The organism is Geobacter psychrophilus (genome assembly GCF_056821595.1).
In genome coordinates this window covers 192,428-212,724 of the sequence record NZ_JBXDTU010000004.1, presented here as the reverse complement: position 1 = coordinate 212,724, position 20,297 = coordinate 192,428, and the positions used below count along the sequence as shown (strand labels likewise).

Genomic DNA, 20,297 nt, shown 5'->3' with positions numbered 1-20,297 from the left:
TTCCGAACTATTGCGTTATTTATGTAAGTGCATAAAGAGCGAGGCCTTTTAATTACGGCCCCGCTCTTATTGATTTGAATAAATGCTTACCTGCGCAGAATGTTGACGCTAACGCCTGCCGTCGCACTTCCGCCTTTGCCGTCAGACACTGTGTACGTGAAAAAATCCTGTCCGGTGTAATTGTGGCGAGGAGTATAGGATACTTTTGCACCGTCTGAACTTATCGTTATCAACCCGCCTTGCGTGCTATGTGATACTGCGATCACGGTAAGCTTATCGCCATCCACATCCCGATCGTTCGCTAGAACCGGGATGCTCACGGTGGTGTTTTTTGTCGTTCGTGCCGAATCAGCAACGGCTGAAGGAGCATCGTTGACCGGGTTCATTGAAATTGTAACGGTAGTAACATTGCTATCGGTTGCTCCGTCGTTGGCCTTGAACGTAAAGCTGTCGGTACCGTAGAAATTGGCAGCCGGTGTGTAGATGAGATTGGGCGCGATGCCGCTCAAAGTGCCATGCGCCGGGCCGCTGACGACAGCATAGGTCAACGCATCGCCATCAATGTCTGAGGCGGCCAGAACGATGCCTATGGCCGTATCCTCATATGTTACATAAACTTGGCTATTTGCAATCGGTGAGTCATTGACCGCTGTTACAACAATGTTTACAGTCGCCTCATTGCTATCAATCTTTCCGTCATTAGCTACAAAAGCAAAGCTGTCTGTGCCGTTGAAATCAAGATGTGGCTGGTAGATTAAATTAGGAATAACGCCGATCAAGTATCCATGTGTTGGTTCTTTTGTCACACGGTAATTCAGCGTGTCGCCATTGCTATCTGTGGCTGACAGAGTAATTTCTTTAGCAGTGTCTTCGAGCGTGGTGACCGACTGGCTGTTGGCTACAGGCGGGTGATTTACAGGATTCACGGTAATTGCAACCTTTGCCACTGCTGAAGCTGCCCCGTAAGAGACGTTGAAGGTAAAGCTGTCGAGGCCGTAATAGCTGACGTTCGGCGTGTAGATCAGATTTGGCGCTGTGCCGCTCAAGGTACCATGGGCGGGGCTGGATGCGATCGAGTACGATAAGGTGCCGTTGTTTCCGACGCTGCCCGTGAGTGTGATGGCAGAAGGTTTGTCTTCATCGGTAACAACAGTCTGTTCACTGGCAACGAGCGGATCATAGAGGCGCAGGTACCGAACACCTCCAGAAACCGTCGCAAACAATAGAGAACCATCGCGCGACATCTTTAGGCGGCCTTGTGTAAATGCCCGGTTACCTGGATTTGTGAAGAGATACTCGAAGTTGTAGGCAGCTAACTGATTATACGAAGTTGTGTCAAAAGCCCTAACCTCAGTACTGCCGGACCATGCAAAATAAACGATATTCTCTGCCGGATGGTAAACTACACCGATTGGCTGCTGGCCTGCGTACTGACCAACCACATTGGTTTTCTTCAGATCTGTATCGTAAATAAAGGTTCCGCCATAGGTAGGGATGGCATATTGAGTCCCGTTACGATTGACCCCGATCTCGTAGTTGAACCAGCCGGTGCCGTCAGTGTATCCCGTTTTCTGTAGCAAGTTTCCATCGATAGTTCTGTATCTGCCGAAACGACCATCAGAAATATTGCTCTCTGCAAAACCGGTAATGCTGCCGTCGCTGCTGCTTGTCAACATGGTGTCCTGGGGTATCGATGAAGCGATCTGGGTTGTCGTCCCGGAGGCGGGATCGTATCGTCGCATCGGGACCCAACCCGATCCTTCGAAGGTGGAGGTGACAAGGATTGCACCGTCATTTCCGAATGCGGCAGTGAAGGTGCCCCCCTCGTAAAATGCCCGTGGGAACGTGACCTTCCGGCTCAAGCCTGTTTGCACATCCACCAGGTGAATCCAGATTTCAGTGTCTGAGCGTTGCCGGTCAGCGACAACCAGTGTATTGCCATCGGGAGACAGATCCATTCCGCCCAAACTGCCTCCTAAGACAAAGGGAGGCAGAATAGCATTTGCCCCGATCTTGTATTGAAGAACTGATCCTCCGTCCGTGATGTAGACAATGTCTCGTGAGGAGTCGTATACCATGTCAACACGTGCAGGGGCGGGAATGAGCGTTCCTGCAGCCTGGGCATTCTGCTGCAGGGAGATGAAAAGGAAAGCGAAGAAGATGACTGCTGATATGTTACTGACGTGCAGGGCAGACAATAGGCGCGAAATCCTGTTAAATGGGATCATCGTGGTTCTCTCCTTATACTGGAAAATGATCGACTGTAGGCGACAGGTAACGGATCTAAGGATCAATGCATTGATTAAATCCTGACCGAACGTCACTGTTTTGTGTGATTTCGTCAGGTGCCGTCTGGCGGCTGCACAGCACCCGAACCTTGTCATTGCAATTTACGGTATTCGTGTAACCGTGATGTCAAGAGTGGTTGTGTCACAGTAATAATCGCCGTATAGTCCGGGTTCTACGCCGACATAAAGAAAATCACCATTCCTGACGTCAATTTCTCTTTTTAACCAATTGGATGATCCGCCAATGGCAATCGCACCTGATGCCAAGACGGTGTTACCTTTTTGGACATACCATGTCTGACCGTCACCACAGTTAGTATCCAAATCGCCGAGGTTAACTTCCATCTGCACTTCACCGTTAAAGGTACTTTTCCAACCGACTACGGCCGCACTATTAGGACTCGGATGGACAAATGCCGTTGCAGGCTTCCACTCAAGGTACCCATTGGCAATCTGGACTTCATTACTGGCATTGGCAAATACAGCAGGATAACCAGACGTGCCGCCCCACCACTTCAATCCTGTCCCCGGTACTGCAGCATCATACGAATTGGGTGTAGTGAGTAACGTATATTTTGATGCTGAGTGTGTCAAATCTCCGCTATCCATAAAATACCATCGTGGAGTGCCGCATAGATCGGGAATTACAGCCTGCGATTGCTGCGGGGCTCTCAGATATTCCATGGCAAAGTTCCAGTCGTTACAGCTCCCGTTGACAGCAAAAGCTGATCCAGCCATCAGGGTGTACATCATTGCTCCTGCCAAGATCATCACGCGTTTCTTCATGATTTACTCCTCAAAAGAATTGGTATCGTGCAAAGCACGAATTAAATACAAACTAATGCATCCCATGTCTTGAATCAAGTGTAATTTCAGTATGTTATGCTCTGGGAGGCTTGTAAAGTTTCTTTACACAAGTACAATTTCTGCTAACAGATCAATACATTAGATATGTGTAAAGTTTCTTTACATGTTGCGTGACTTGCTGATTTTACTGTGGATTTAACTTATGGGATTTGTAAGGATTTTAAGGTAAATGAACTGAACTAATGGAGTTATTTCGGAGCAGGATTGAAATGTAATCGTTGGTAACGATGCTTCAATCCTGTGTCGTAGTAGCAGTCCTCGTCACTTAACAACCAAGGTAATTAAGCGGGGGCAGCCCCGGACATGAGACAACCAGAATAAACAAAAATGCCGTGAACCCCTAGACTACATGGCTTCGCGGCGTTTTGTTTTGTGATTTTTTCTTTAACTTCTGAAAGATTAGCGGGGTTACCTGCAACTACAAAAACCAACCACTTACCATAACCGATGTCTTGGGTAATATCACCACCATGTCCCCAGAACTCCCCCCATATTATGGTTGGTAGCCTTGCGTTATAAAAACAGGTTAGCGGTGTTTGCTGATTGATCGCTTAGTGATACTATTTAGCAGTGGATATGATACGTACAGATCATAATTCAACGTCTTGTTGGTAAAACTAACCAGAAAAGGAGATATCACATGACACAGCAACTACCCGAGCTCTATCTCAAGTTGAAGGATCGTCATGCCGACCTCATTGAGGCCGTCGAAACCGTTTCCAAGGTAGCTCGCGCGTCAGGCCCATTAGACGACAAAACCGGGCATTTGATCCAACTTGGGGCGGCGGCAGCCATCCATTCCAAGGGGTCGGTTTGCAGTCACGCCTCGCGCGCCTTAAATGCTGGTGCTACCTCAGCGGAAATCCGTCACGCGATCATAATGCTCACCAGCACCATAGGCTTCCCCACTGTGGCTGCTGCCTTGTCATGGGTTGACGACATGCTTGAGAAAAGTGTCTAGTTGTAAACGGTTGTATCGCCTACAAACAAGCCACTTCCTGCAAAAACAGGTAGTGGCTTTTGTTTTGAGTTTAGAGCTGGATTGTTGGAATCAAAGGAATGGAGTCTCACTCGGCACAACAGGAGAGCAGGCTGATATCCCGGTTGAAGCCCTGGGCGCACAGCTTGAGTCCTTCGCCGATGGAGGGATACACATGCATCGTCGTTGCCAGGTCGGTGACCGTCGCCCGCAGGTGCAGGGCCAGGGCGGCCTCATTGATCATGTCCGCACCCCGGTGGCAGACTAGGTGCACACCGAGCAGCCGCCCGCTGTCCCGGTCGGCGATCATCTTGATCACACCTTCGGTCATGCCGGTGACGTGCGCCTTGGGGATGGCGCTGGCGGGCATGCAGTTGACGACACAATCGAAACCGGCCTGTTGTGCGCTTGCTTCGGAGTGCCCGACCATGGCCACTTCCGGGTCGGTAAAGATTGCCATGGGGGCGGCCAGATAATCCATGGCACAGCCGCAACCCTGGTTGAACATGTCATCCACTGCGACAATACCTTCCTTGGCGCCAACCGTAGCAATCATCATTTTGCCGACCACATCGCCGGCCGCCCAGATACCCGGCACCGACGTGCGCATCTGCCGGTCAGTTGTGACGAATCCCTTTGCGTCCAGTGTCACGCCGGTTGTATCCAGGCCGATATTGCTGGTGGCCGGGACGGTGCCGACTGCCAGAAGCAGTTGTTCACAGGTGAATTTATGACGTTTATTCTCCACATCCGCATAAACCACGTTCAGCTCCCCCAGCCTGTCGAGAGAGCAGAAGTCTGCATGCGTAACGACCTTGATGCCTTCCTTTTCCAGAATCCCCTGAATTGACCCGGAAAGTTCGCGCTCAATGGCCGGCAGCAGGCGGGGACCATGTTCAAGGATGGTCACCCGGCACCCTAGACGGTGGTACATCTGGCCCAGTTCCACGGCGATTACGCCGCCGCCGATTATGACGAGGGAGGCCGGCAGCTTTTTGAGCAGCAGGGCACTGCGGCTGGTAAAGTAGCTGCATTTTTCCAGTCCTGCCAGCTGGGGGATACGGGGCGAGCCCCCTGTGGCGATGAGAATGCGTTCGGAATGGAAGTGACGGTCGTCGCATGCAATGGTGTGGATATCGCTGAAGCGGGCGGTGCCTTTAACCAGTTCCAGCCCTTTCATGCTGCCAAGCACGTCGAGATAACGCTCCTGGCGCAGCCCGTTAACAATCGCTTCGCGATGGTGGAAGAGCCGTTCGGCATCAATCCCATGGCTGCCACCCTCACTGTTGAGGCCAATCAGGTTTCCCAGGTGAGCTTCGTGTTTGAAGAGGGCCGCATGAATCAATGTCTTGCTGGGTATGCAGCCCCAGTTGATACAGGTGCCGCCCAGCACACTTTTTTCGAACATCAGTACCCGGGCCCCGTAGCTTGTGGCGCGCAGTGCAGCAGCAAAAGCGGTGGATCCGGATCCGAGTATGATCAGGTCATAGGCAGCGTTCATGGGTGTTCTTTCGGTTTTATCAGGTACTGAAAAGGCTGCCATGCAGCAGCCTTTTCAGTTGGTTGTATTCAGTATGTCATGAATCAATCGGATTACCCTTTGTCTCCACATCATAAATCTCCATCAGCGTTTGCGGGGTATAGGCGCACACATTCGTATGTACCCCTGTTTTTCCCTTGTGGGTCCATTCGACCCTGTCACCATCCTTGCTGTGCAGCAATGTGACCCGTGAGCCGCCGATACGCCTGACCTCCTTCCACATGTCATCCATGGTCAACAGGTCGATCCCTCCGAATTCTTCAGTCCCCTTGGTATTCTCCAAAAACCGGTCGATCAGGTCGACATCCAGAAAATCATTCTCTTTTCTCCAGCACTTAACGAAGTGAAAATCTTCAGACCTCCGTTCGTTAATGGTGTTAATGATGTCATGTCCTCTCATGACACACCTCCTTCCCCCGTTTGCTGTTGTCCGGGCTGTTATGCTTCTGTATCTTTTATTTTATTATACGCTTCGGGGATCTTTTAGGTGCAACTAATTATTGAAGGTAACGGATCAGATTTGGCTATGAAACGTTCATATTTACAACTAAGTAGATCGGCTTTGCAGCGAAAGGAGTATACTTGTTACAAGAGTGCAGCTACTGCTGTACCGCCTCGAAAGGGGGCTTGTCATGTCGGAAATTATCAACGCTATACTGGTCACGTTTCAGATGCTGGCCATATTCATCTGTGCCTTCTTTGTCGTGTACCTGATCGCACGTGTGCTGTTGCCTGTTGAACGCGGACTTTCAAAATATGTCTGGGATCATACAGAGGCGCTGAAACCTGTCAGGACAAAGAGTTCGTTCAAGGAATTCAGTCAGCGGCATCAGCGCTAGGGGCAGGGTGATGAATACGATCCATTTACTCAAGATTGTTTGTGAATTTATCGTAAAAAGAGTACGATAAGTCATAAGTGAAGAAGGTGTGAATGGTGAAGTGTATTGGCAGTAATCTTGATAAAGCCATATACGGCGTATGCGGATACGGTTTTGAAAGGAGAACACAATGAACATCCTTGAATGCACCATTAAAATGAAGCAGGAGACCAAGGCCCATTACGAGCGTCTCTCCGCAGCTGTCACGGAAAAAGAGCTGAAGCGTCTGTTTTCCCTGTTGGCATCAGCAGAAGCAGAACATATAGAAAAACTGACGGACTTGAGAGACAACATGAATAAAGTCGGCGGGCTGTCCTTCAGTGCGCTTGACGAAAGTGTCTGCGTGTTCAGTCCGCATATTGATCCACGGCATCTGGCGGAAACATTGCGCAATGATCCGGATGCGTACATGCACATAGTACACGAAGAAGAGGAAACGATTGAGTTCTTTGACCAGCTGAAAAACCAGGCTGAAGACGAACAGATGAAAAGGGTGTGCCAGGTGCTGGCTGATAAAGAGCGGGAGCACCTGAACATGCTCGAAAATATCTATTTCTTTGTTGAAGAGCCCAGAACATATCTGGAATGGGGTGAATTCAGCAACCTCAAGGGACTCTGACCATAGCAAGCCATCTCCCCCGGCAAGCGGGATAAGTGCGTTAACAAAATAATTATATTGAAAAATCAATATAATTATTTCTAACTTACTAAAGGGAGGATGTCATCATGAACGCAAGTTTTTATGATAGAGTCTGTTACCGTACAGAACAGCGGGAAGACAACGTCCTGCTCCTCAATATGAAAAACGGCCTGTTGGGGTATTCTTTTGGATGTACCCAGGCCGGGGAAACCATCCAGGTCAGACTTATGAACGGAGAGTTGGATTCCTGGAGTCGTGATGAGTGTGTGGAATCATCTTCCGAGCCGTTCTGACCAAAGCAAACCCTCCGAAACAGAACAGGCCTGCAGCAATGCAGGCCTGTTCTGTTTGTAGCGCAGGCATCAGATGGGTTGCATCAAGATTGCACGGTAAACAGTGAGTTAAAGTCTGCCGGTCACAGATTGTCAGCGATACGGGCGATCGCCTCATCTGTTGTGCAGAAGGTCGCCCCGACGCGGGCCATCTCTTCCAGAGCCCTGGCAGAATCGCCGGCAACGATATCCACCCCGGCGGTCGCGTCTGCCAGCAGCGTAACCTTAAGGCCGGCCTTGCGTGCATCCAGCACCGAAGAACGCACGCAGTAATCGGTGGCCAGTCCTCCGACATAGAGATGCTGCACCTGCAGCGCTGCCAGGATTTCGGCGAGGGAGGCCCCGTCTGCGCTGTGTCCGTCGAAGGCTGAATATGCATCCGAATCCGGATCGCTCCCCTTGGAGATGACCAGCGTCCCCTCCGGCAGGCGCAGAGCGGGATGGAAGTCCGCCCCGATGGTTTCCTGTACGCAATGCGGCGGCCAGGTTCCCCCGTATGCCTTGAAATGCCTGGTAAGCGGCGGATGCCAGTCACGGCTCGCCAGCACCGGCAAACCGGCTGCTGCAAAGCTTCCGGCCGCCCGACTCAGCGGTTCAGCCACCCGGTCGCCGCCCGGAACCGCAAGCGCGCCTTCCGGGCAGAAATCATTCTGGACATCCACAATCAGCAGTGCCGCACCTGTTCGCATGTTACTCTCCGCTTTTCCCGTGCCTGTTTATGAGCACTTCCCGGAGACTTTTCAGGCCCTCCGATATTGATACCTTGTAGCGATGGGGATTGATCAGCCGCAGACAGCCGCTCGGCAGTTTCGTGAGCTCTTCCTTGCAGCGAGTTGCCATGGCGGCAAGCGCTTCTGCGGGTACCGTGCGACTGCCGCCTGACATAACCACCCTGCGCAATTCCGTTATACGGGTCTCAGTCGACAGTGTGGTGTGGTGCAGGGGGTTGGTGGGGTCATACACCGTTTCCCCACCGGTGATCTGCTCACCAGCCAGGCAGACCACATCCTGGATGAAACCGCCTTCGGGCTCCACTAGTCTGTAAACCTGTTTTTTGCCCGGCAGGGTGGACTTGGCAATATCGCCGGTAACCTTCAGTCTGGGCTCTCCGTCGATCTCCACCAGTTTGTAGACGCCACCCAGCGCGCCGCCGCCTGCACCGGCACAGGTTGCCAGCCGGGTGCCGACACCGTAGATATCCACCCGCCCGCCTTCACTGCGCACCGATTCGATCACGAATTCATCCATATCGTTTGATACGACGATCCTGACGCCGTTGAAGCCGGCGTTGTCCAGCATCCGCCGTGCTTCGTGGGAGAGGTAGGCCAGGTCGCCCGAATCGATGCGGATGCCGCGCAATTCGTGCCCGCGTTGGCGCAGTTCCCGCGCAACCGTGATGGCGTGCGGGACGCCGCTTTTCAGGGTGTCGTAGGTATCGACCAGCAATATGGTACTGTCCGGAAAGGAGTCGGCATAGGCCCGGAAGGAGGCCAGTTCGTCAGGAAAGGCCTGAATCCAGCTGTGGGCCTGGGTGCCCCGCACCGGCAGGCCGAACAGCTTGCCGGCCAGCACATTGCTGGTGCCCTTGCACCCTCCCACGCAGGCCGCCCGCGAAGCCGACAGGCCGCCATCCGGCCCCTGGGCCCTGCGCAGACCGAATTCAACCACCTCGGCGCCGTCGGCGGCGTGGCAGATGCGGGCCGCCTTGGTGGCCACCAGGGTCTGGAAGTTGATGATCGTCAGCAGAGCCGTCTCGACGAACTGTGCCTCTGCCAGGGTTCCTTCCACGGTCAGCAGCGGCTCGTTGGCAAACACCAGTGTCCCTTCCGGCGGCGCAGTCACTGTGCCGCGGAATCTGAATTCTCGGAGAAAATCGATGAAACGGGGCTTGAACAGCCCCAGACCGGTCAGGTATTCCAGTTCTTCCGCTGAAAAACGGAAGCCCTCCAGAAATTCCAGTGCCGGCTCCAGGCCGGCAAAGACTCCATAGCCACCCTCAAACGGGTTGGAACGGAAATAGAGATCGAACACAGCCGTCTTTTCAGCCATACCTTCTTCCAGGTAGCCGGCCAGCATGGTCAGTTCGTAGAGATCAGTCAGAAGTGGTGAATAGCGCATATCAGCTCAGTTTGTCGTAATCGCCGCTGACATACGGCATGGCCGCCGGGCGGACCTCATGGTCCAGTCCCGGAATCGTTCCGCAGACATCGCAGAGGTACTTGTCACCGCTGATCAGAGATGTCGTATGTTCGCACTCCCCGCTCCATACCCGGGTGTCGCAGAAATCGTCCCGTTCCCGGCCGCCATCCAACGTCAAAGATGTCTCCAGCATGATGAACACCTCCCTTTTGATGCTAGTATAGCACAGGCCTGCATCAGGTTATACCGATCAATCGGCAGGCATGTGAGGTTGTAGACCGTGTTGTTCCTGATCATTTTTCAGCGCCTGCATAATGCATCAAATGTGCTACTATTGAAGCAGATGCACACCATGGGTACTGGGCAGTCACGGCAGTTTCTTAATGCCAGCGGTGAATCCTGATCTGTGCTGAGCGGGGGTGTACGATGCCCGAAGGAACGTTCATTTGTATCATGTTTGCGTTTGTGCTTTCAGCGGCAGTGGGAGCGGTCGTCTATTGCCTGCGGCTGGCAGCCAAATACAGAAGGATTGAGGCGGATATGCAGTGTATCTATGAAGGCACCGTGCACCATGTTGTGGATATCATTTACGACAATAACGACTGGTTCATGCGGAAGGTACGGCTGCACTCAGATACCTTTCCCTATGTGGTTGACAAGCTGATTTCAGAAGTCCGCACTGTTTCAGGCAGAAATGCTGCTGATGTTTGATGCCTTCCTGTCCTCCATCTCGTCCTTGAGCGCCACCCCGGAAATTCCTCGCTTCATAGCTTCTCGTGTCAGGTACAGCAGCTTTGCAGCTGCTTCCGCGTAGCCCAGCCCTTCCGGCGGACGGATGTTGGAGATGCAGTTTCGCTGCGCGTCGCAGTTTCCCGGTTGCGGTGCAAAGGTCATATAGATGCCGAGGCTGTCGGCGGCACTCAGGCCGGGGCGTTCGCCGACAATGATCACCGCCACCCGCGCACCAAGCGTGCTGCCGATAGCGTCCGCCAGTGCCACACGGCCGTTGGCGACCAGGGCAATCGGCGCGATACGGATCTGATGCGCCCGGTAGCCGTCCCGAATCGCCTGCAGCAGCGGCATCCCGTGCCGTTCGATGGCGGTCGAGGAGAGGCCGTTGGTGACGATCAGTGCTACATCCGCTCCAAGCGCAGTGCTGTTTATCAACTGTTCCTGAGCTCCTGCGCTGAGAACCCGCCCCAGGTCGGGCCGCCGGAGATACTCGCTGCGCCCGGCGACCGCTGTCTCCAGGATGATGGCCTCTTCACCACGTGCCACCAGCTGATCGGCAAAGCCCACGATATCCCAGGCAACCTGAACCGCATCCCGCGCCCCGGCATGGGCCAGCTGGAGCTCCAGCTGCTCCCGGGTCGGGAGGGCGTGCCCGGCCCGCCCCAGGGCGATGCGCGCCTGGGTAAAACGGCGCAGTGTGATCCACGCATCGGTCATGGCATGCTCCTGGACAGCTCATTGACGGCCGCGAGCAGTCGCGGTGATTGAGCACCCCGCCCCAGGGCATTGTGCCCGTTGAAAATCCCCATGCGGTTCAGCCAGGTCTCGAATTCCGGCGCCGGGCGCAGTCCCAGCACGCGCCGCAGATAGAGGGCATCATGGAACGAGCTGCTCTGGTAGGCCAGCATGACGTCGTCGGCGCCCGGCACACCCATGATGTACGTGCAGCCGGCCACGGCCAGCAGGGTCAACAGGTTGTCCATGTCGTTCTGGTCGGCCTCGGCGTGGTTGGTGTAGCAGACGTCGCATCCCATGGGCAGCCCCAGCAGCTTGCCGCAGAAATGATCCTCCAGCCCGGCGCGGATAATCTGTTTGCCGTCATAGAGGTATTCCGGTCCGATGAAGCCGACCACCGTATTGACCAGCAGCGGCGAGAAGGCGCGGGCCACGGCATAGGCCCGTGCCTCGCAGGTCTGGGCATCGATGTTGTGATGGGCGTTGGCAGACAGGGCGCTCCCCTGGCCGGTTTCGAAATACATCAGGTTATCACCCAGGGTTCCGCGCCCCAGGGCCAGGGCCGTATCGCGGGCCTCGGCCAGCAGCGCCAGGTTGATGCCGAAGCTCCGGTTGGCCGCTTCGGTTCCGGCAATGGACTGAAACACCAGATCTACCGGAGCGCCGCGCTGCATCAGTTCCAGGGTGGTGGTGATGTGGGTCAGCAGGCAGGACTGGGTGGGGATTTCATGGTGCTGGATGATGTCGTCCAGCAGGTGCAGCAGGGTTTCCACGTTTTGCGGGCTGTCGGAGGCCGGGTTGATGCCGATGACCGCGTCGCCGCTGCCGTACAGCAGGCCGTCCAGCACGCTGGCGGAGATGCCGCGGGGATCGTCGGTGGGATGATTGGGCTGCAGCCGCGTGGAGAGCCGCCCCGGCAGGCCGATGGTGTTGCGGAAACGGGTGGTTATCGAACAGCGTCCGGCTACTGCGATCAGGTCCTGGTTGCGCATGATCTTGGAGACCGCTGCCGCCATTTCCGGCGTCAATCCCCAGCGAACCGCCTCGATGTCTGCATCGGAGGTGACATCGCTCAGCAGCCATTCGCGCAACTCACCCACCGTGAATGACGAGATCGGGGCAAAGGCGGTCCGGTCGTGGGACTCGGCAATCAGCCGGCTGACCTCGTCCGTTTCCGGCGGAATTAAGGGGTCTGCCAGAAACTGCGTCAGCGGCAGATCTGCCAGCAGCCATTGGGCCACGGCCCGTTCCGTTTCGGATGCTGCCGCGATCCCGGCCAGTTCATCCGCCGAGCGCAGCGGCGACGCCTTGGCCAGCACGGTTCCAAGATCCGCAAAGCTGTAGCCGTGTCCTTTGAATGTCTGGGAGTATTTCATGCCGGTCGCTCTCCAGGGGTGAACTTGCTGAAGTGTACAGGTATATGTTCTGCTCATCTGCCGATAAACGATACATGAATCTATCCAAAATATTCCCGCTGTGCAACGCCTTCCGCGTTGTTTCCGACTCTGGCTGAAAATTTACGGTATCTTTTTGTTTCGCTTCATTAGTGGGGGGAATTCGTATAGTATCGGCAGTTGAACCGTATTTGCGGATAAAAGGACACCTGGACGCATGGCGTTACCTGAAGCAGAACAAGAGAGAACCGCCACACTGCTGGGACAGCTGTGTGAACGAAGAAGTATACCGGATCAGGTGCGCCTGCAGTACGACATCAAAGGCAACCGGGTCACCCTGACGGAATCCCGCCCGCTCTTCATCGACCCCTCCATCTGGAATGAAATCAAGATCGCCCAGTTTGAATACAGCCCGGAATCCTTGAGCTGGACGCTGTACTGGTACGACCGTAAAAACAGGCGGCAGCCGTATCCTACCGGCCGAAACCGGGACACGCTTGAAAAACTGCTCCGCGAGGTTGACACGGACCCGACCGGGATCTTCTGGGAGTGAGCCTGTCCGGCGACAGCTCCTCGTTGCGGTACGTCCGGTTGTCAATGGTCCCCTCTTGCATTTGCCGGAATTGCGGACTAAAATGATCTCATAAGTATTTATAGAGATGCAGTGCTGGCACAACTGCTTATGCCGGCAATGCAAGCGAAGGGAGACAATACCATGACAGCCATAACAAAACCGGTCCCCGACGGCTACCATACAGCAACACCCTATCTGGTTATCAAGGGTGCCGCCAAAGCGATTGAATTCTATAAGGAGGCCTTCGGCGCCACGGAGCTTACACGGCTGGCAGCGCCGGACGGCAACGTGATGCATGCGGAAATCAAGATCGGCGATTCACCCATCATGCTGAGCGATGAATGTCCCGACTATAATGCGCTCGGCCCGCTGACGATTGGCGGTACGACCGTATCGATCGTGCTGTACGTCGCGGATGTGGACACGGTCGTGAACCGTGCCGTTGCGGCCGGAGCCGCGCTGGTGATGCCGGTTGCGGACCAGTTCTGGGGTGACCGGATGGGCACGGTCACCGACCCCTTCGGGCACAAATGGTCCGTGGCCACGCATACGGAAGACGTGTCACCGGAAGAGATCAGCAAGCGCGCCCGGGACCTGTTCGGCAACAAATAAAAACGGTTGAGAACGCTGCTCCAGTGTAAGGAGCGTGTTGCGGCACAATCTGGAACGTAGTGCGGTAACAACGTTTACGGCTAGCTTTCTGCCTGGTTTCAGCTGGAGGTGCTGCCATGAAACCTCGTATCTCGTGTTACAATTCCCAGGTTTACGCAGTGATGAGGATGGTCGTCGGTTTCCTGTTTCTCTGGCACGGCGCCCAGAAGCTGCTGGGTTTTCCAACGCCCATGCCGGCCGGGGTCCCGGCATTTATCACCTACGTTGCCGGCCCGATCGAGCTGATCGGCGGCACCATGATCATGGTCGGGTTATGCACCAGTTGGGCGGCCTTTCTTGCCAGCGGTCTCATGGCCTTCGCCTACTGGATCGGGCACGGCACCAAGGCGCTGCTGCCGATCCAGAACAATGGCGAACTGGCAGCGCTGTACTGCTTCATATTCCTGTTCATCGCCTCGCAGGGTGGCGGCATCTGGAGCATCGATGCGCTCAGGAAAGGGCCTGACTGATCATCCTGCTGCAGTTAGGTGGGCTGTGAATTCAGTTTCGAAGGGAGTGGTCAATTGGTCTCTCAGGATAATGGAGGAGTAAAGTAATGATAAACTCCATTAAACCAATCATTGAATTATTATTGCTTATCCAGATGCTATGTTACGGTTGTGCTACTGCTCCAGTGGCAGAGAAATTGCTACCAGCTCCGAATGTTAAACTCAGTCCTGTCATTGAAATCCTTAAAGCTAAAACAGGCGGAGATAAAGCGCATATAATCGTGGATAATTCAGGCCGAGGGCATGTGATTATTGCTTTATCAATAAACAAGGAGATACAACATATTGTAGTTGATTCACAAAAAGTCATCGAGCGTGAAGTTGTTCGTAGAAATATATCTCCTGATGAAATTGACGCTTCTTTTGATCGTGCAGGGCGGTTACATGTTCTGCTTGATCAGGAACATATGGTAAAGCAGGATGGCATTTGGCAAAAGTCAGATCAAACCCCGTGGGTAAAACATGGGATTGAAGTGCTATCACCTCGTTTTGTTTCAGGAGCCCATGAACTTATTTGGGCTTTCACTGTTAAAGGCAAAGATGTAGATGCCCCGGGGCGTCTCGATTGGTATGGGTTCGGAGGCTTGGGGGTGGGGCTTGTTTGGCCTTGGTATACTCATGGAAACAAACTAGTGATCGCTCCAGAAGCAGATTCTACTTGCTCACCGTGGACAATATTGGATCAGAATGATAAGTTTGATATTACTAATTGGCAAGTTGTTGCTGGACATAAAAAAACAATTTATGTCGCCTATCAGGCTGAGAGGGTTATATTTAATAGTATTCCGGAAATACGACAGGCAAAATTCAAATTTGAAAAATGTTCTACTAATAGCATAGATGAAGCCGCTGCAATGACTTCTTTAAATGCCAAACAGCAGTTTAACTCAGCAGTTGGCGGTGGCTTTGGTGATATTGTTGGTCGACTCTTTTCCTATAGTCTGTCAATGGATCCAGTAACGGAGAGTGTTCTCATCCTAAAATCAAATGATTCTAGTTGGTTTGTTATGGATTCCATACAAAAACAAGTATTGCCAAAGACAATTAAAGCATTTTACGAACCCCGGTTGTCTTCAGCTGGCAACAATAGATTTCATGCAGTTGTGAGCGCTGATACAAATAATATTTGGGTTGGAAGTCATATCCATCTTCTTTATCTATTGTTTTCTGAAGGGGTTTGGTCTGCACCGATTGAGGTTGGTATTTCCGAAGTTTCACCATTCAGTGGGGAACCCTGGAAGGCAATTCGTTTAGGAAGCGATGGTAATAACCGTGCGTTGATCGTATGGCCTACAAAAGGGAGCTTTGTAGGAAGATGGATAGAAATATTGCAATAAAGATAGTAGCAGCTTTTTAAATATTTAAATATGTACATTGATAACTTCAATAGTTTCCTGAGAAGGAGTTAGACACTATGGAGACACAAAGTGCTTACAAGGTAGTGATTACAATATTATTGCTTGTAACATTATCAGGCTGTGCAACACCTAACCCATACAATCCATTTAAAATTTCACAAGATGAATTCTTTAGTAAAATGAACAATGTGGTGATTGCACCTGATTCACCAAAAGCATCTGAATATGTAAAACAATTAGATGATAAATTTAAATTGCTTATTGAAAATAGTTTACGTGAAGGCGGATATAATATCGTTTCATCGAAGGAATCTGAAGACGTTTGGAGACTCAACAAAGAAAGCGTTGGAGGACTATTTGATCCTAACACTGGAAAGATGGACAGAACTAAAGCCGATATTGTATGGAGCCGCATCTGTAAAGAATTGCATGAAAAATATAATGTAGATGCAATTCTTTCTGCCTCAATTTATTACAGAAGTGTTAAATGGTCTGGATGGTCTGTAAAATGGGATGGAGTTTCAGAAGATTTAAAATCAACAGGCAGAAAGACATTAGAGGTTATGACGGGAATATTATCGTCAGGTACTGTACCGGTCAGCTCATTGCTGATAAAGATATGGGATCTGAATGGGAACCTGATATATATGAATGCTGGTGGAATTCAACTACTATCAAAATACACAATCGATGGTTTTACTCCTATTCCTAAAGATCAAGTGTTTATAAATGATGGCCAAATTAATAATGCTGTTGAAATTGCGCTTGGTCCTTTAATGCATAAAAAATCTAATGCTGAGAAGGTAAAATAAACTACATTTTATGTTAATTTGGTTTCTTAAGGGTTTCAATAATTTTTGTAACTGCTGAATAAAGTAAAATATTCATATTTGAAGTATCTACAATTACGTCATGCTTTCTATTATTAATTGACACCTCAAAATTACCTATCTCGATATTATTCTTTGTAATTACGGCAGATACAACAATAACCGGTCTTGATGTTAAACCAAGAAAATTGTGCGGTAGCCTTATATGCTCAATTGTTACTAATATATTGTAATCAGGATCAATGATATTATCTGAAACAACATTAAATACACCCTCATCAACAAGTCTCGATAACAATAACTCTTTTGTTTTTGTGACAACATCGCTATATGATGAATCGTTTACATTAATATTATCTGACAATTTTAAAGCTAATCTAGCGGTTTTTCCCTGGAGAATCTTTTGACTTAGAGGAATTATTATTGGATTGCGACATGCCTCTTCAGAGCCTCCAGACGCACCTCCTGCACCACCACCAGGTATTATTACTCCTGCTCCTCCTGCCATAACAATTCTCTTTATATCCAAGCTTATAGCAGTATCATTACGAAAAGTAATATTAGCAAAGCCGTCACACAATGGTAGCATCAATGGCACAGGCACAACTAATATTGGGATCGGTCCACACCAGAGTTTAGACTTATATCTCCATATTTCATCTCCATTGGCATGTTCAATCTGGTCTGGTTTCCCCCATTCTTCAATAAACTTAGCTTTTGTTGACCATGGAGGCTGGGGAGTGGAGTTCCCCAAGCTCATTTTGTATAGTAACTTTTTACTAATTCAGTGAAGTAACTACCGGCTCAGAATATGCCTATTTGTTAATGATATTTTGATGCTTTTGAGTTATTTTTGCAATGATCTTAACCCCATGCATGGTTCCGTAATTTACTAAATGGTAGTGAGCAGCAACTATGCGGTAATCCAGCTGATGCAGCCCGTTGTGTATTGCGTAGATTTGCACGATCATTCTTCCCTCTTGACACAATCCACTATCATCACCTATCATTTGGTATATATACTATTTGACAGGTGACTCCATTATGCAGGCACTTACAAGCCGTCAACAGCAGGTCTATGAGTTTATCACAGAGTACCTGGCAGCCAACGGCTGTCCTCCCACCTTGCGGGAGATATCCGCCCATATCGGCACTGCCGGAACCGTTACGGCCATAAGTCACGTGGATGCCCTGGTGAAGAAGGGCTATCTCCGTCGCCGGGAGGGGAGTTCCCGTGGCATCGTTCTGACGCGGCCATCTTCTACAGCCGTCTCGCTGCCGATTGTCGGCAGGATACGGGCCGGTATGCTGCAGCCTGCCATTGAAGACATCACCGGTTACCTGAACGTGGACAGCGCTCTGGTCAAGGGGGATGGCTGCTATTTCCTTCGGGTGGAGGGGGATTCGATGATCAACAAGGGTATCCTGCCCGGCGATAACGTCCTGATCCGCCCCCAGCTGGTGGCCGACAACGGCGAAATCGTGGCGGTCATGGTGGATGGCGACGCCACCCTCAAGCAGTTCTTCCGGGAGCGGGACCGCATTCTGCTCCAGCCGGCCAACCCTCATTACGCGCCGATGGTCATTCTGCCCGGTCAGGGCGAGGTAACGATCATCGGCAAGATGGTTGGCCTGTTCCGCAGCGTGGAGTAGGTCGTGTCTTCGAGCAGAATTCCTCTGCGTGTAGCTGCCATATTCTCCCCCGGCGGCAAGGTCACCCCCAAGTGGTTCGAGCTGAACCGGCGCAAGCACGAAGTCAAGGAGACAACCTATTTCTGGCAGGATCGGGTCGGAGATGTTCCCCGTTTGCATTACGCCGTATCGGATGGTGAAGCACTCTATGAACTGGTCTACAATACCCGCGACCAGACCTGGACCCTGAATGCACTCAAATCGGAACGGCCATGAACCATAGAACCATTCTCCATATCGATATGAACGCCTTTTTTGCCTCGGTCGAGCAAGCTGCCAACCCAGAGTTACGCGGCAAGCCGATCGCCGTGGTCGGCGGGGGCGGGCGAACGGTCATCACCACCAGTTCCTATGAAGCCAGGGCCAAAGGGGTCAAGACCGGTATGGCGGTCTGGGAAGGCAAGCGCTGCTGCCCGGAACTGATCATTGTTATCGGCGACAACGGGAAGTACACTCACACCTCCAGCAAAATCAACGAAATCTTCCGCGATTACACACCGGAGGTCGAGGCCTTCAGCATCGACGAATCCTGGCTGGACGTCACCCATTCTCTCTCTATCTTCGGCTGCGCGGAAAACATCGCCTATCAAATCAAGGCCCGTATTAGACACAGCTTCGGTATTACCTGCTCCATCGGCATCGCTCCCAACAAGCTCCTGGCCAAGCTGGCCAGTGACATGCAGAAACCGGACGGCCTGACCGTTATCAAACCGGAGGATGTCTCCCGCATTCTTGAGCGCATGCCGATCAATGAACTCTGCGGCATCGGCAAGCGGATGCAACGGCAGATCAATATGATGTCGATCTACACCTGCGGGGAGTTAGGGCGCTGTGACGAGGCCCGGCTGACACGTAAGTTCGGTATAATAGGCAGGCGCTTGAAGCAGATGGGGCAAGGCATAGACAACTCGCCGGTAGTCCAGTTCGCTGAAGAAGGAGACGTTAAGAGTGTAGGACACTCCAGTACGCTGGAGCGTGACATAGATGACCCGGTGGAGATTCGCCGGTTTCTGCTCCAGCTCAGTGATATGGTCGGCAGCCGGGCCAGACGCTACAATGTCAGCGGCAAGACCATCCACCTTTACGTGCGCTATGCAGATTTCTTTTCCTCATGGGGAAAACAGACGACATTGAAAAACTACATCAACCTCAGCGATGAGATCTACCGGGCTGCCCTTGGCATTCTTGACACCGTTGAACTGGAACAGCCGGTCAGGCTTCTGGGAGTGACCCTGAGCAACCTGAAACACCAGGCGGAGCAACTGCCGCTGTTCGAAGATGAGCGCAAGAAGCTGTTTGCAACTCAGGCCATGGATACTATAAATGAGCGCTTCGGGTCGCGAGTTGTGACCTTGGGAACGTTGCTGCCGGGAAAAGAGTATGCGGGAAACCATGTCATCCCGCCTTCCTGGCGACCGGATGGAATAAAGAACATCAATATGGAGTAGTGAGAGGTTTTCCTTCCTTGCCTGCCAGGATGTGATTGCCTGGCCACATGATGGGCATGAAATCATGTAGCTTGCCGTAACCACGTCAGTTTACCTCTTCTCGTGCACCTCCTCCAGTGGATACTGCCGCCGCAGACGTTCCAGCCCTTTCTGGTAACTTTCGGCGTCTCCATATTCAAAGAAGCGGGGATAGCGGTCGTGTGCCGTCTTGATCCGGCGGGCGTGCTTGATCGGGCACCAGTATTGCTCGGTCCGGGCAGCGATCTCCCGGCCATAGGCCATCAGGCCGTTGCCGTAGGAGCAGTAGAAGCAGTTGAACTTCTCGATGAAGTTTAGGTACGGGAGATCCTCCCGGTCGAAGATCAGGTACTCTGAGCGCTTCGCCTTGGGGATGCCATAGATCGGAAAACAGATTGACTGATAAATCCAGAGAAAAAAATCCAGCATGATGAATGGGATGAACCCGGCGTAGATGACCGGAGCTGTCAGCACATTGAACGGTCTGGCCTTGACCAGGTAGCGGAACCAGCCGATTTTCAGACGGCGTTGCTGCCGTATCACCTCTTCGGCAAAGCGAACCCGCTTTTTCTCAATGATGAACTCGAACTCGTCGCGCTTCTTCTTGAACTCTACTTCGAGTTCTTCCTGCAGTTCCTTGATCCGTCGTATAAGTTCATCAATAGTTTGGGGCATTGCACATTCCTTCCAGAA

Annotated in this window: 24 protein-coding genes; 13 read left to right on the top strand and 11 right to left on the bottom strand. The window is 52.0% G+C overall.

The features are described 5' to 3' along the window. Positions 1-86 precede the first annotated feature (86 nt). Positions 87-2,228 (bottom strand): Ig-like domain-containing protein, encoded by a 2,142-nt coding sequence (locus ACOCF6_RS03235; RefSeq protein WP_482458949.1) that lies wholly within the window; start codon positions 2,226-2,228, stop codon positions 87-89. A gap of 162 nt (positions 2,229-2,390) precedes the next feature. Further along, positions 2,391-3,074, bottom strand: a complete 684-nt coding sequence (locus ACOCF6_RS03230) for a hypothetical protein (protein ID WP_482458948.1) — start codon at positions 3,072-3,074, stop codon at positions 2,391-2,393. A gap of 721 nt (positions 3,075-3,795) precedes the next feature. On the opposite strand from ACOCF6_RS03230, the gene ACOCF6_RS03225 reads away from it, so the two are divergent. After that, complete coding sequence (locus tag ACOCF6_RS03225; RefSeq protein ID WP_482458947.1) at positions 3,796-4,116, top strand: carboxymuconolactone decarboxylase family protein; 321 nt, start codon at positions 3,796-3,798, stop codon at positions 4,114-4,116. A 106-nt stretch (positions 4,117-4,222) separates the two neighbouring features. On the opposite strand, the gene merA is transcribed toward ACOCF6_RS03225, so the two are convergent. Together merA and ACOCF6_RS03215 are read right to left on the bottom strand one after the other, a co-directional pair. Then, positions 4,223-5,635, bottom strand: coding sequence for a mercury(II) reductase (merA, locus tag ACOCF6_RS03220; RefSeq protein ID WP_482458946.1), 1,413 nt, complete (start codon positions 5,633-5,635; stop codon positions 4,223-4,225). A 76-nt stretch (positions 5,636-5,711) separates the two neighbouring features. Further along, positions 5,712-6,074, bottom strand: coding sequence for a hypothetical protein (locus tag ACOCF6_RS03215; protein ID WP_482458945.1), 363 nt, complete (start codon positions 6,072-6,074; stop codon positions 5,712-5,714). 232 nt (positions 6,075-6,306) lie between these two features. On the opposite strand from ACOCF6_RS03215, the gene ACOCF6_RS03210 reads away from it, so the two are divergent. From ACOCF6_RS03210 to ACOCF6_RS03200, 3 genes are all read left to right on the top strand, one after another. After that, positions 6,307-6,513, top strand: coding sequence for a hypothetical protein (locus ACOCF6_RS03210; protein ID WP_482458944.1), 207 nt, complete (start codon positions 6,307-6,309; stop codon positions 6,511-6,513). 169 nt (positions 6,514-6,682) lie between these two features. Further along, the gene (locus ACOCF6_RS03205) at positions 6,683-7,171 is read left to right on the top strand and encodes a ferritin-like domain-containing protein (RefSeq protein ID WP_482458943.1); all 489 of its coding nucleotides are present in this window, start codon (positions 6,683-6,685) and stop codon (positions 7,169-7,171) included. A gap of 107 nt (positions 7,172-7,278) precedes the next feature. After that, positions 7,279-7,485: a hypothetical protein gene (locus ACOCF6_RS03200; RefSeq protein WP_482458942.1), complete on the top strand. Its 207-nt coding sequence runs from the start codon at positions 7,279-7,281 to the stop codon at positions 7,483-7,485. A gap of 122 nt (positions 7,486-7,607) precedes the next feature. Here ACOCF6_RS03200 and ACOCF6_RS03195 read toward each other — a convergent pair whose 3' ends face one another. Genes ACOCF6_RS03195 through ACOCF6_RS03185 form a run of 3 tightly spaced genes read right to left on the bottom strand, consistent with a single transcriptional unit; the run spans position 7,608 to position 9,856 of the window. Continuing rightward, on the bottom strand, positions 7,608-8,213 hold the full coding sequence (locus ACOCF6_RS03195; RefSeq protein ID WP_482458941.1) for a nicotinamidase: 606 nt from the start codon (positions 8,211-8,213) through the stop codon (positions 7,608-7,610). A gap of 1 nt (position 8,214) precedes the next feature. After that, positions 8,215-9,642, bottom strand: coding sequence for a nicotinate phosphoribosyltransferase (locus ACOCF6_RS03190; protein ID WP_482458940.1), 1,428 nt, complete (start codon positions 9,640-9,642; stop codon positions 8,215-8,217). A 1-nt stretch (position 9,643) separates the two neighbouring features. Continuing rightward, a complete protein-coding gene (locus ACOCF6_RS03185) occupies positions 9,644-9,856 on the bottom strand; it encodes a hypothetical protein (protein WP_482458939.1) in 213 nt (70 codons plus the stop codon). Positions 9,857-10,089: 233 nt separating this feature from the next. Between ACOCF6_RS03185 and ACOCF6_RS03180 the strand changes: the two genes are divergently transcribed. Then, a complete protein-coding gene (locus ACOCF6_RS03180) occupies positions 10,090-10,374 on the top strand; it encodes a hypothetical protein (RefSeq protein ID WP_482458938.1) in 285 nt (94 codons plus the stop codon). On the opposite strand, the gene eutC is transcribed toward ACOCF6_RS03180, so the two are convergent. Next, positions 10,348-11,112, bottom strand: coding sequence for an ethanolamine ammonia-lyase subunit EutC (gene eutC, locus ACOCF6_RS03175; RefSeq protein WP_482458937.1), 765 nt, complete (start codon positions 11,110-11,112; stop codon positions 10,348-10,350). The genes ACOCF6_RS03180 and eutC overlap by 27 nt on opposite strands. Next, positions 11,109-12,506, bottom strand: coding sequence for an ethanolamine ammonia-lyase subunit EutB (locus ACOCF6_RS03170; RefSeq protein WP_482458936.1), 1,398 nt, complete (start codon positions 12,504-12,506; stop codon positions 11,109-11,111). Before ACOCF6_RS03170 ends, eutC begins: the two co-directional genes overlap by 4 nt. 235 nt (positions 12,507-12,741) lie before the next feature. Here ACOCF6_RS03170 and ACOCF6_RS03165 point away from each other — a divergent pair, with 235 nt between their 5' ends. The 5 genes from ACOCF6_RS03165 (at position 12,742) to ACOCF6_RS03145 (ending at position 16,428) form a co-directional block, all read left to right on the top strand. Continuing rightward, on the top strand, positions 12,742-13,077 hold the full coding sequence (locus ACOCF6_RS03165; protein WP_482458935.1) for a DUF3024 domain-containing protein: 336 nt from the start codon (positions 12,742-12,744) through the stop codon (positions 13,075-13,077). 162 nt (positions 13,078-13,239) lie between these two features. Then, the gene (locus ACOCF6_RS03160) at positions 13,240-13,710 is read left to right on the top strand and encodes a VOC family protein (RefSeq protein ID WP_482458934.1); all 471 of its coding nucleotides are present in this window, start codon (positions 13,240-13,242) and stop codon (positions 13,708-13,710) included. 116 nt (positions 13,711-13,826) lie between these two features. Next, a complete protein-coding gene (locus ACOCF6_RS03155; protein ID WP_482458933.1) occupies positions 13,827-14,219 on the top strand; it encodes a DoxX family protein in 393 nt (130 codons plus the stop codon). Between the two features lie 86 nt (positions 14,220-14,305). Beyond that, positions 14,306-15,595: a hypothetical protein gene (locus ACOCF6_RS03150; RefSeq protein ID WP_482458932.1), complete on the top strand. Its 1,290-nt coding sequence runs from the start codon at positions 14,306-14,308 to the stop codon at positions 15,593-15,595. A gap of 77 nt (positions 15,596-15,672) precedes the next feature. Next, positions 15,673-16,428 (top strand): hypothetical protein, encoded by a 756-nt coding sequence (locus tag ACOCF6_RS03145; RefSeq protein WP_482458931.1) that lies wholly within the window; start codon positions 15,673-15,675, stop codon positions 16,426-16,428. Between the two features lie 13 nt (positions 16,429-16,441). On the opposite strand, the gene ACOCF6_RS03140 is transcribed toward ACOCF6_RS03145, so the two are convergent. Further along, the gene (locus tag ACOCF6_RS03140) at positions 16,442-17,206 is read right to left on the bottom strand and encodes a hypothetical protein (protein WP_482458930.1); all 765 of its coding nucleotides are present in this window, start codon (positions 17,204-17,206) and stop codon (positions 16,442-16,444) included. A 284-nt stretch (positions 17,207-17,490) separates the two neighbouring features. Between ACOCF6_RS03140 and lexA the strand changes: the two genes are divergently transcribed. The 3 genes from lexA to dinB are packed head-to-tail and all read left to right on the top strand — an operon-like array spanning position 17,491 to position 19,586. Then, positions 17,491-18,099, top strand: coding sequence for a transcriptional repressor LexA (gene lexA, locus ACOCF6_RS03135; RefSeq protein ID WP_482458929.1), 609 nt, complete (start codon positions 17,491-17,493; stop codon positions 18,097-18,099). A 3-nt stretch (positions 18,100-18,102) separates the two neighbouring features. Next, positions 18,103-18,354, top strand: coding sequence for a hypothetical protein (locus tag ACOCF6_RS03130; RefSeq protein WP_482458928.1), 252 nt, complete (start codon positions 18,103-18,105; stop codon positions 18,352-18,354). Next, complete coding sequence (dinB, locus tag ACOCF6_RS03125) at positions 18,351-19,586, top strand: DNA polymerase IV (protein WP_482458927.1); 1,236 nt, start codon at positions 18,351-18,353, stop codon at positions 19,584-19,586. The genes ACOCF6_RS03130 and dinB overlap by 4 nt, the downstream gene beginning before the upstream one ends. A 90-nt stretch (positions 19,587-19,676) precedes the next feature. Here the strand turns inward: dinB and ACOCF6_RS03120 are convergent, their stop codons facing one another. Further along, the gene (locus tag ACOCF6_RS03120) at positions 19,677-20,279 is read right to left on the bottom strand and encodes a hypothetical protein (protein WP_482458926.1); all 603 of its coding nucleotides are present in this window, start codon (positions 20,277-20,279) and stop codon (positions 19,677-19,679) included. Positions 20,280-20,297 lie beyond the last annotated feature (18 nt).

Excerpts from the sequence above, each read along its gene's own strand:
- ACOCF6_RS03140 (WP_482458930.1), bottom strand. The coding sequence starts at position 17,206 with ATGAGCTTGGGGAACTCCACTCCCCAGCCTCCATGGTCAACAAAAGCT.
- ACOCF6_RS03235 (WP_482458949.1), bottom strand. The coding sequence starts at position 2,228 with ATGATCCCATTTAACAGGATTTCGCGCCTATTGTCTGCCCTGCACGTC.
- eutC (WP_482458937.1), bottom strand. The coding sequence starts at position 11,112 with ATGACCGATGCGTGGATCACACTGCGCCGTTTTACCCAGGCGCGCATC.
- ACOCF6_RS03120 (WP_482458926.1), bottom strand. The coding sequence starts at position 20,279 with ATGCCCCAAACTATTGATGAACTTATACGACGGATCAAGGAACTGCAG.
- ACOCF6_RS03210 (WP_482458944.1), top strand. The coding sequence starts at position 6,307 with ATGTCGGAAATTATCAACGCTATACTGGTCACGTTTCAGATGCTGGCC.
- ACOCF6_RS03185 (WP_482458939.1), bottom strand. The coding sequence starts at position 9,856 with ATGCTGGAGACATCTTTGACGTTGGATGGCGGCCGGGAACGGGACGAT.
- ACOCF6_RS03200 (WP_482458942.1), top strand. The coding sequence starts at position 7,279 with ATGAACGCAAGTTTTTATGATAGAGTCTGTTACCGTACAGAACAGCGG.
- ACOCF6_RS03155 (WP_482458933.1), top strand. The coding sequence starts at position 13,827 with ATGAAACCTCGTATCTCGTGTTACAATTCCCAGGTTTACGCAGTGATG.
- ACOCF6_RS03230 (WP_482458948.1), bottom strand. The coding sequence starts at position 3,074 with ATGAAGAAACGCGTGATGATCTTGGCAGGAGCAATGATGTACACCCTG.
- ACOCF6_RS03165 (WP_482458935.1), top strand. The coding sequence starts at position 12,742 with ATGGCGTTACCTGAAGCAGAACAAGAGAGAACCGCCACACTGCTGGGA.
- ACOCF6_RS03170 (WP_482458936.1), bottom strand. The coding sequence starts at position 12,506 with ATGAAATACTCCCAGACATTCAAAGGACACGGCTACAGCTTTGCGGAT.
- merA (WP_482458946.1), bottom strand. The coding sequence starts at position 5,635 with ATGAACGCTGCCTATGACCTGATCATACTCGGATCCGGATCCACCGCT.
- ACOCF6_RS03150 (WP_482458932.1), top strand. The coding sequence starts at position 14,306 with ATGATAAACTCCATTAAACCAATCATTGAATTATTATTGCTTATCCAG.
- ACOCF6_RS03160 (WP_482458934.1), top strand. The coding sequence starts at position 13,240 with ATGACAGCCATAACAAAACCGGTCCCCGACGGCTACCATACAGCAACA.
- ACOCF6_RS03145 (WP_482458931.1), top strand. The coding sequence starts at position 15,673 with ATGGAGACACAAAGTGCTTACAAGGTAGTGATTACAATATTATTGCTT.
- ACOCF6_RS03215 (WP_482458945.1), bottom strand. The coding sequence starts at position 6,074 with ATGAGAGGACATGACATCATTAACACCATTAACGAACGGAGGTCTGAA.
- ACOCF6_RS03190 (WP_482458940.1), bottom strand. The coding sequence starts at position 9,642 with ATGCGCTATTCACCACTTCTGACTGATCTCTACGAACTGACCATGCTG.
- ACOCF6_RS03225 (WP_482458947.1), top strand. The coding sequence starts at position 3,796 with ATGACACAGCAACTACCCGAGCTCTATCTCAAGTTGAAGGATCGTCAT.
- ACOCF6_RS03205 (WP_482458943.1), top strand. The coding sequence starts at position 6,683 with ATGAACATCCTTGAATGCACCATTAAAATGAAGCAGGAGACCAAGGCC.
- dinB (WP_482458927.1), top strand. The coding sequence starts at position 18,351 with ATGAACCATAGAACCATTCTCCATATCGATATGAACGCCTTTTTTGCC.
- ACOCF6_RS03195 (WP_482458941.1), bottom strand. The coding sequence starts at position 8,213 with ATGCGAACAGGTGCGGCACTGCTGATTGTGGATGTCCAGAATGATTTC.
- lexA (WP_482458929.1), top strand. The coding sequence starts at position 17,491 with ATGCAGGCACTTACAAGCCGTCAACAGCAGGTCTATGAGTTTATCACA.
- ACOCF6_RS03180 (WP_482458938.1), top strand. The coding sequence starts at position 10,090 with ATGCCCGAAGGAACGTTCATTTGTATCATGTTTGCGTTTGTGCTTTCA.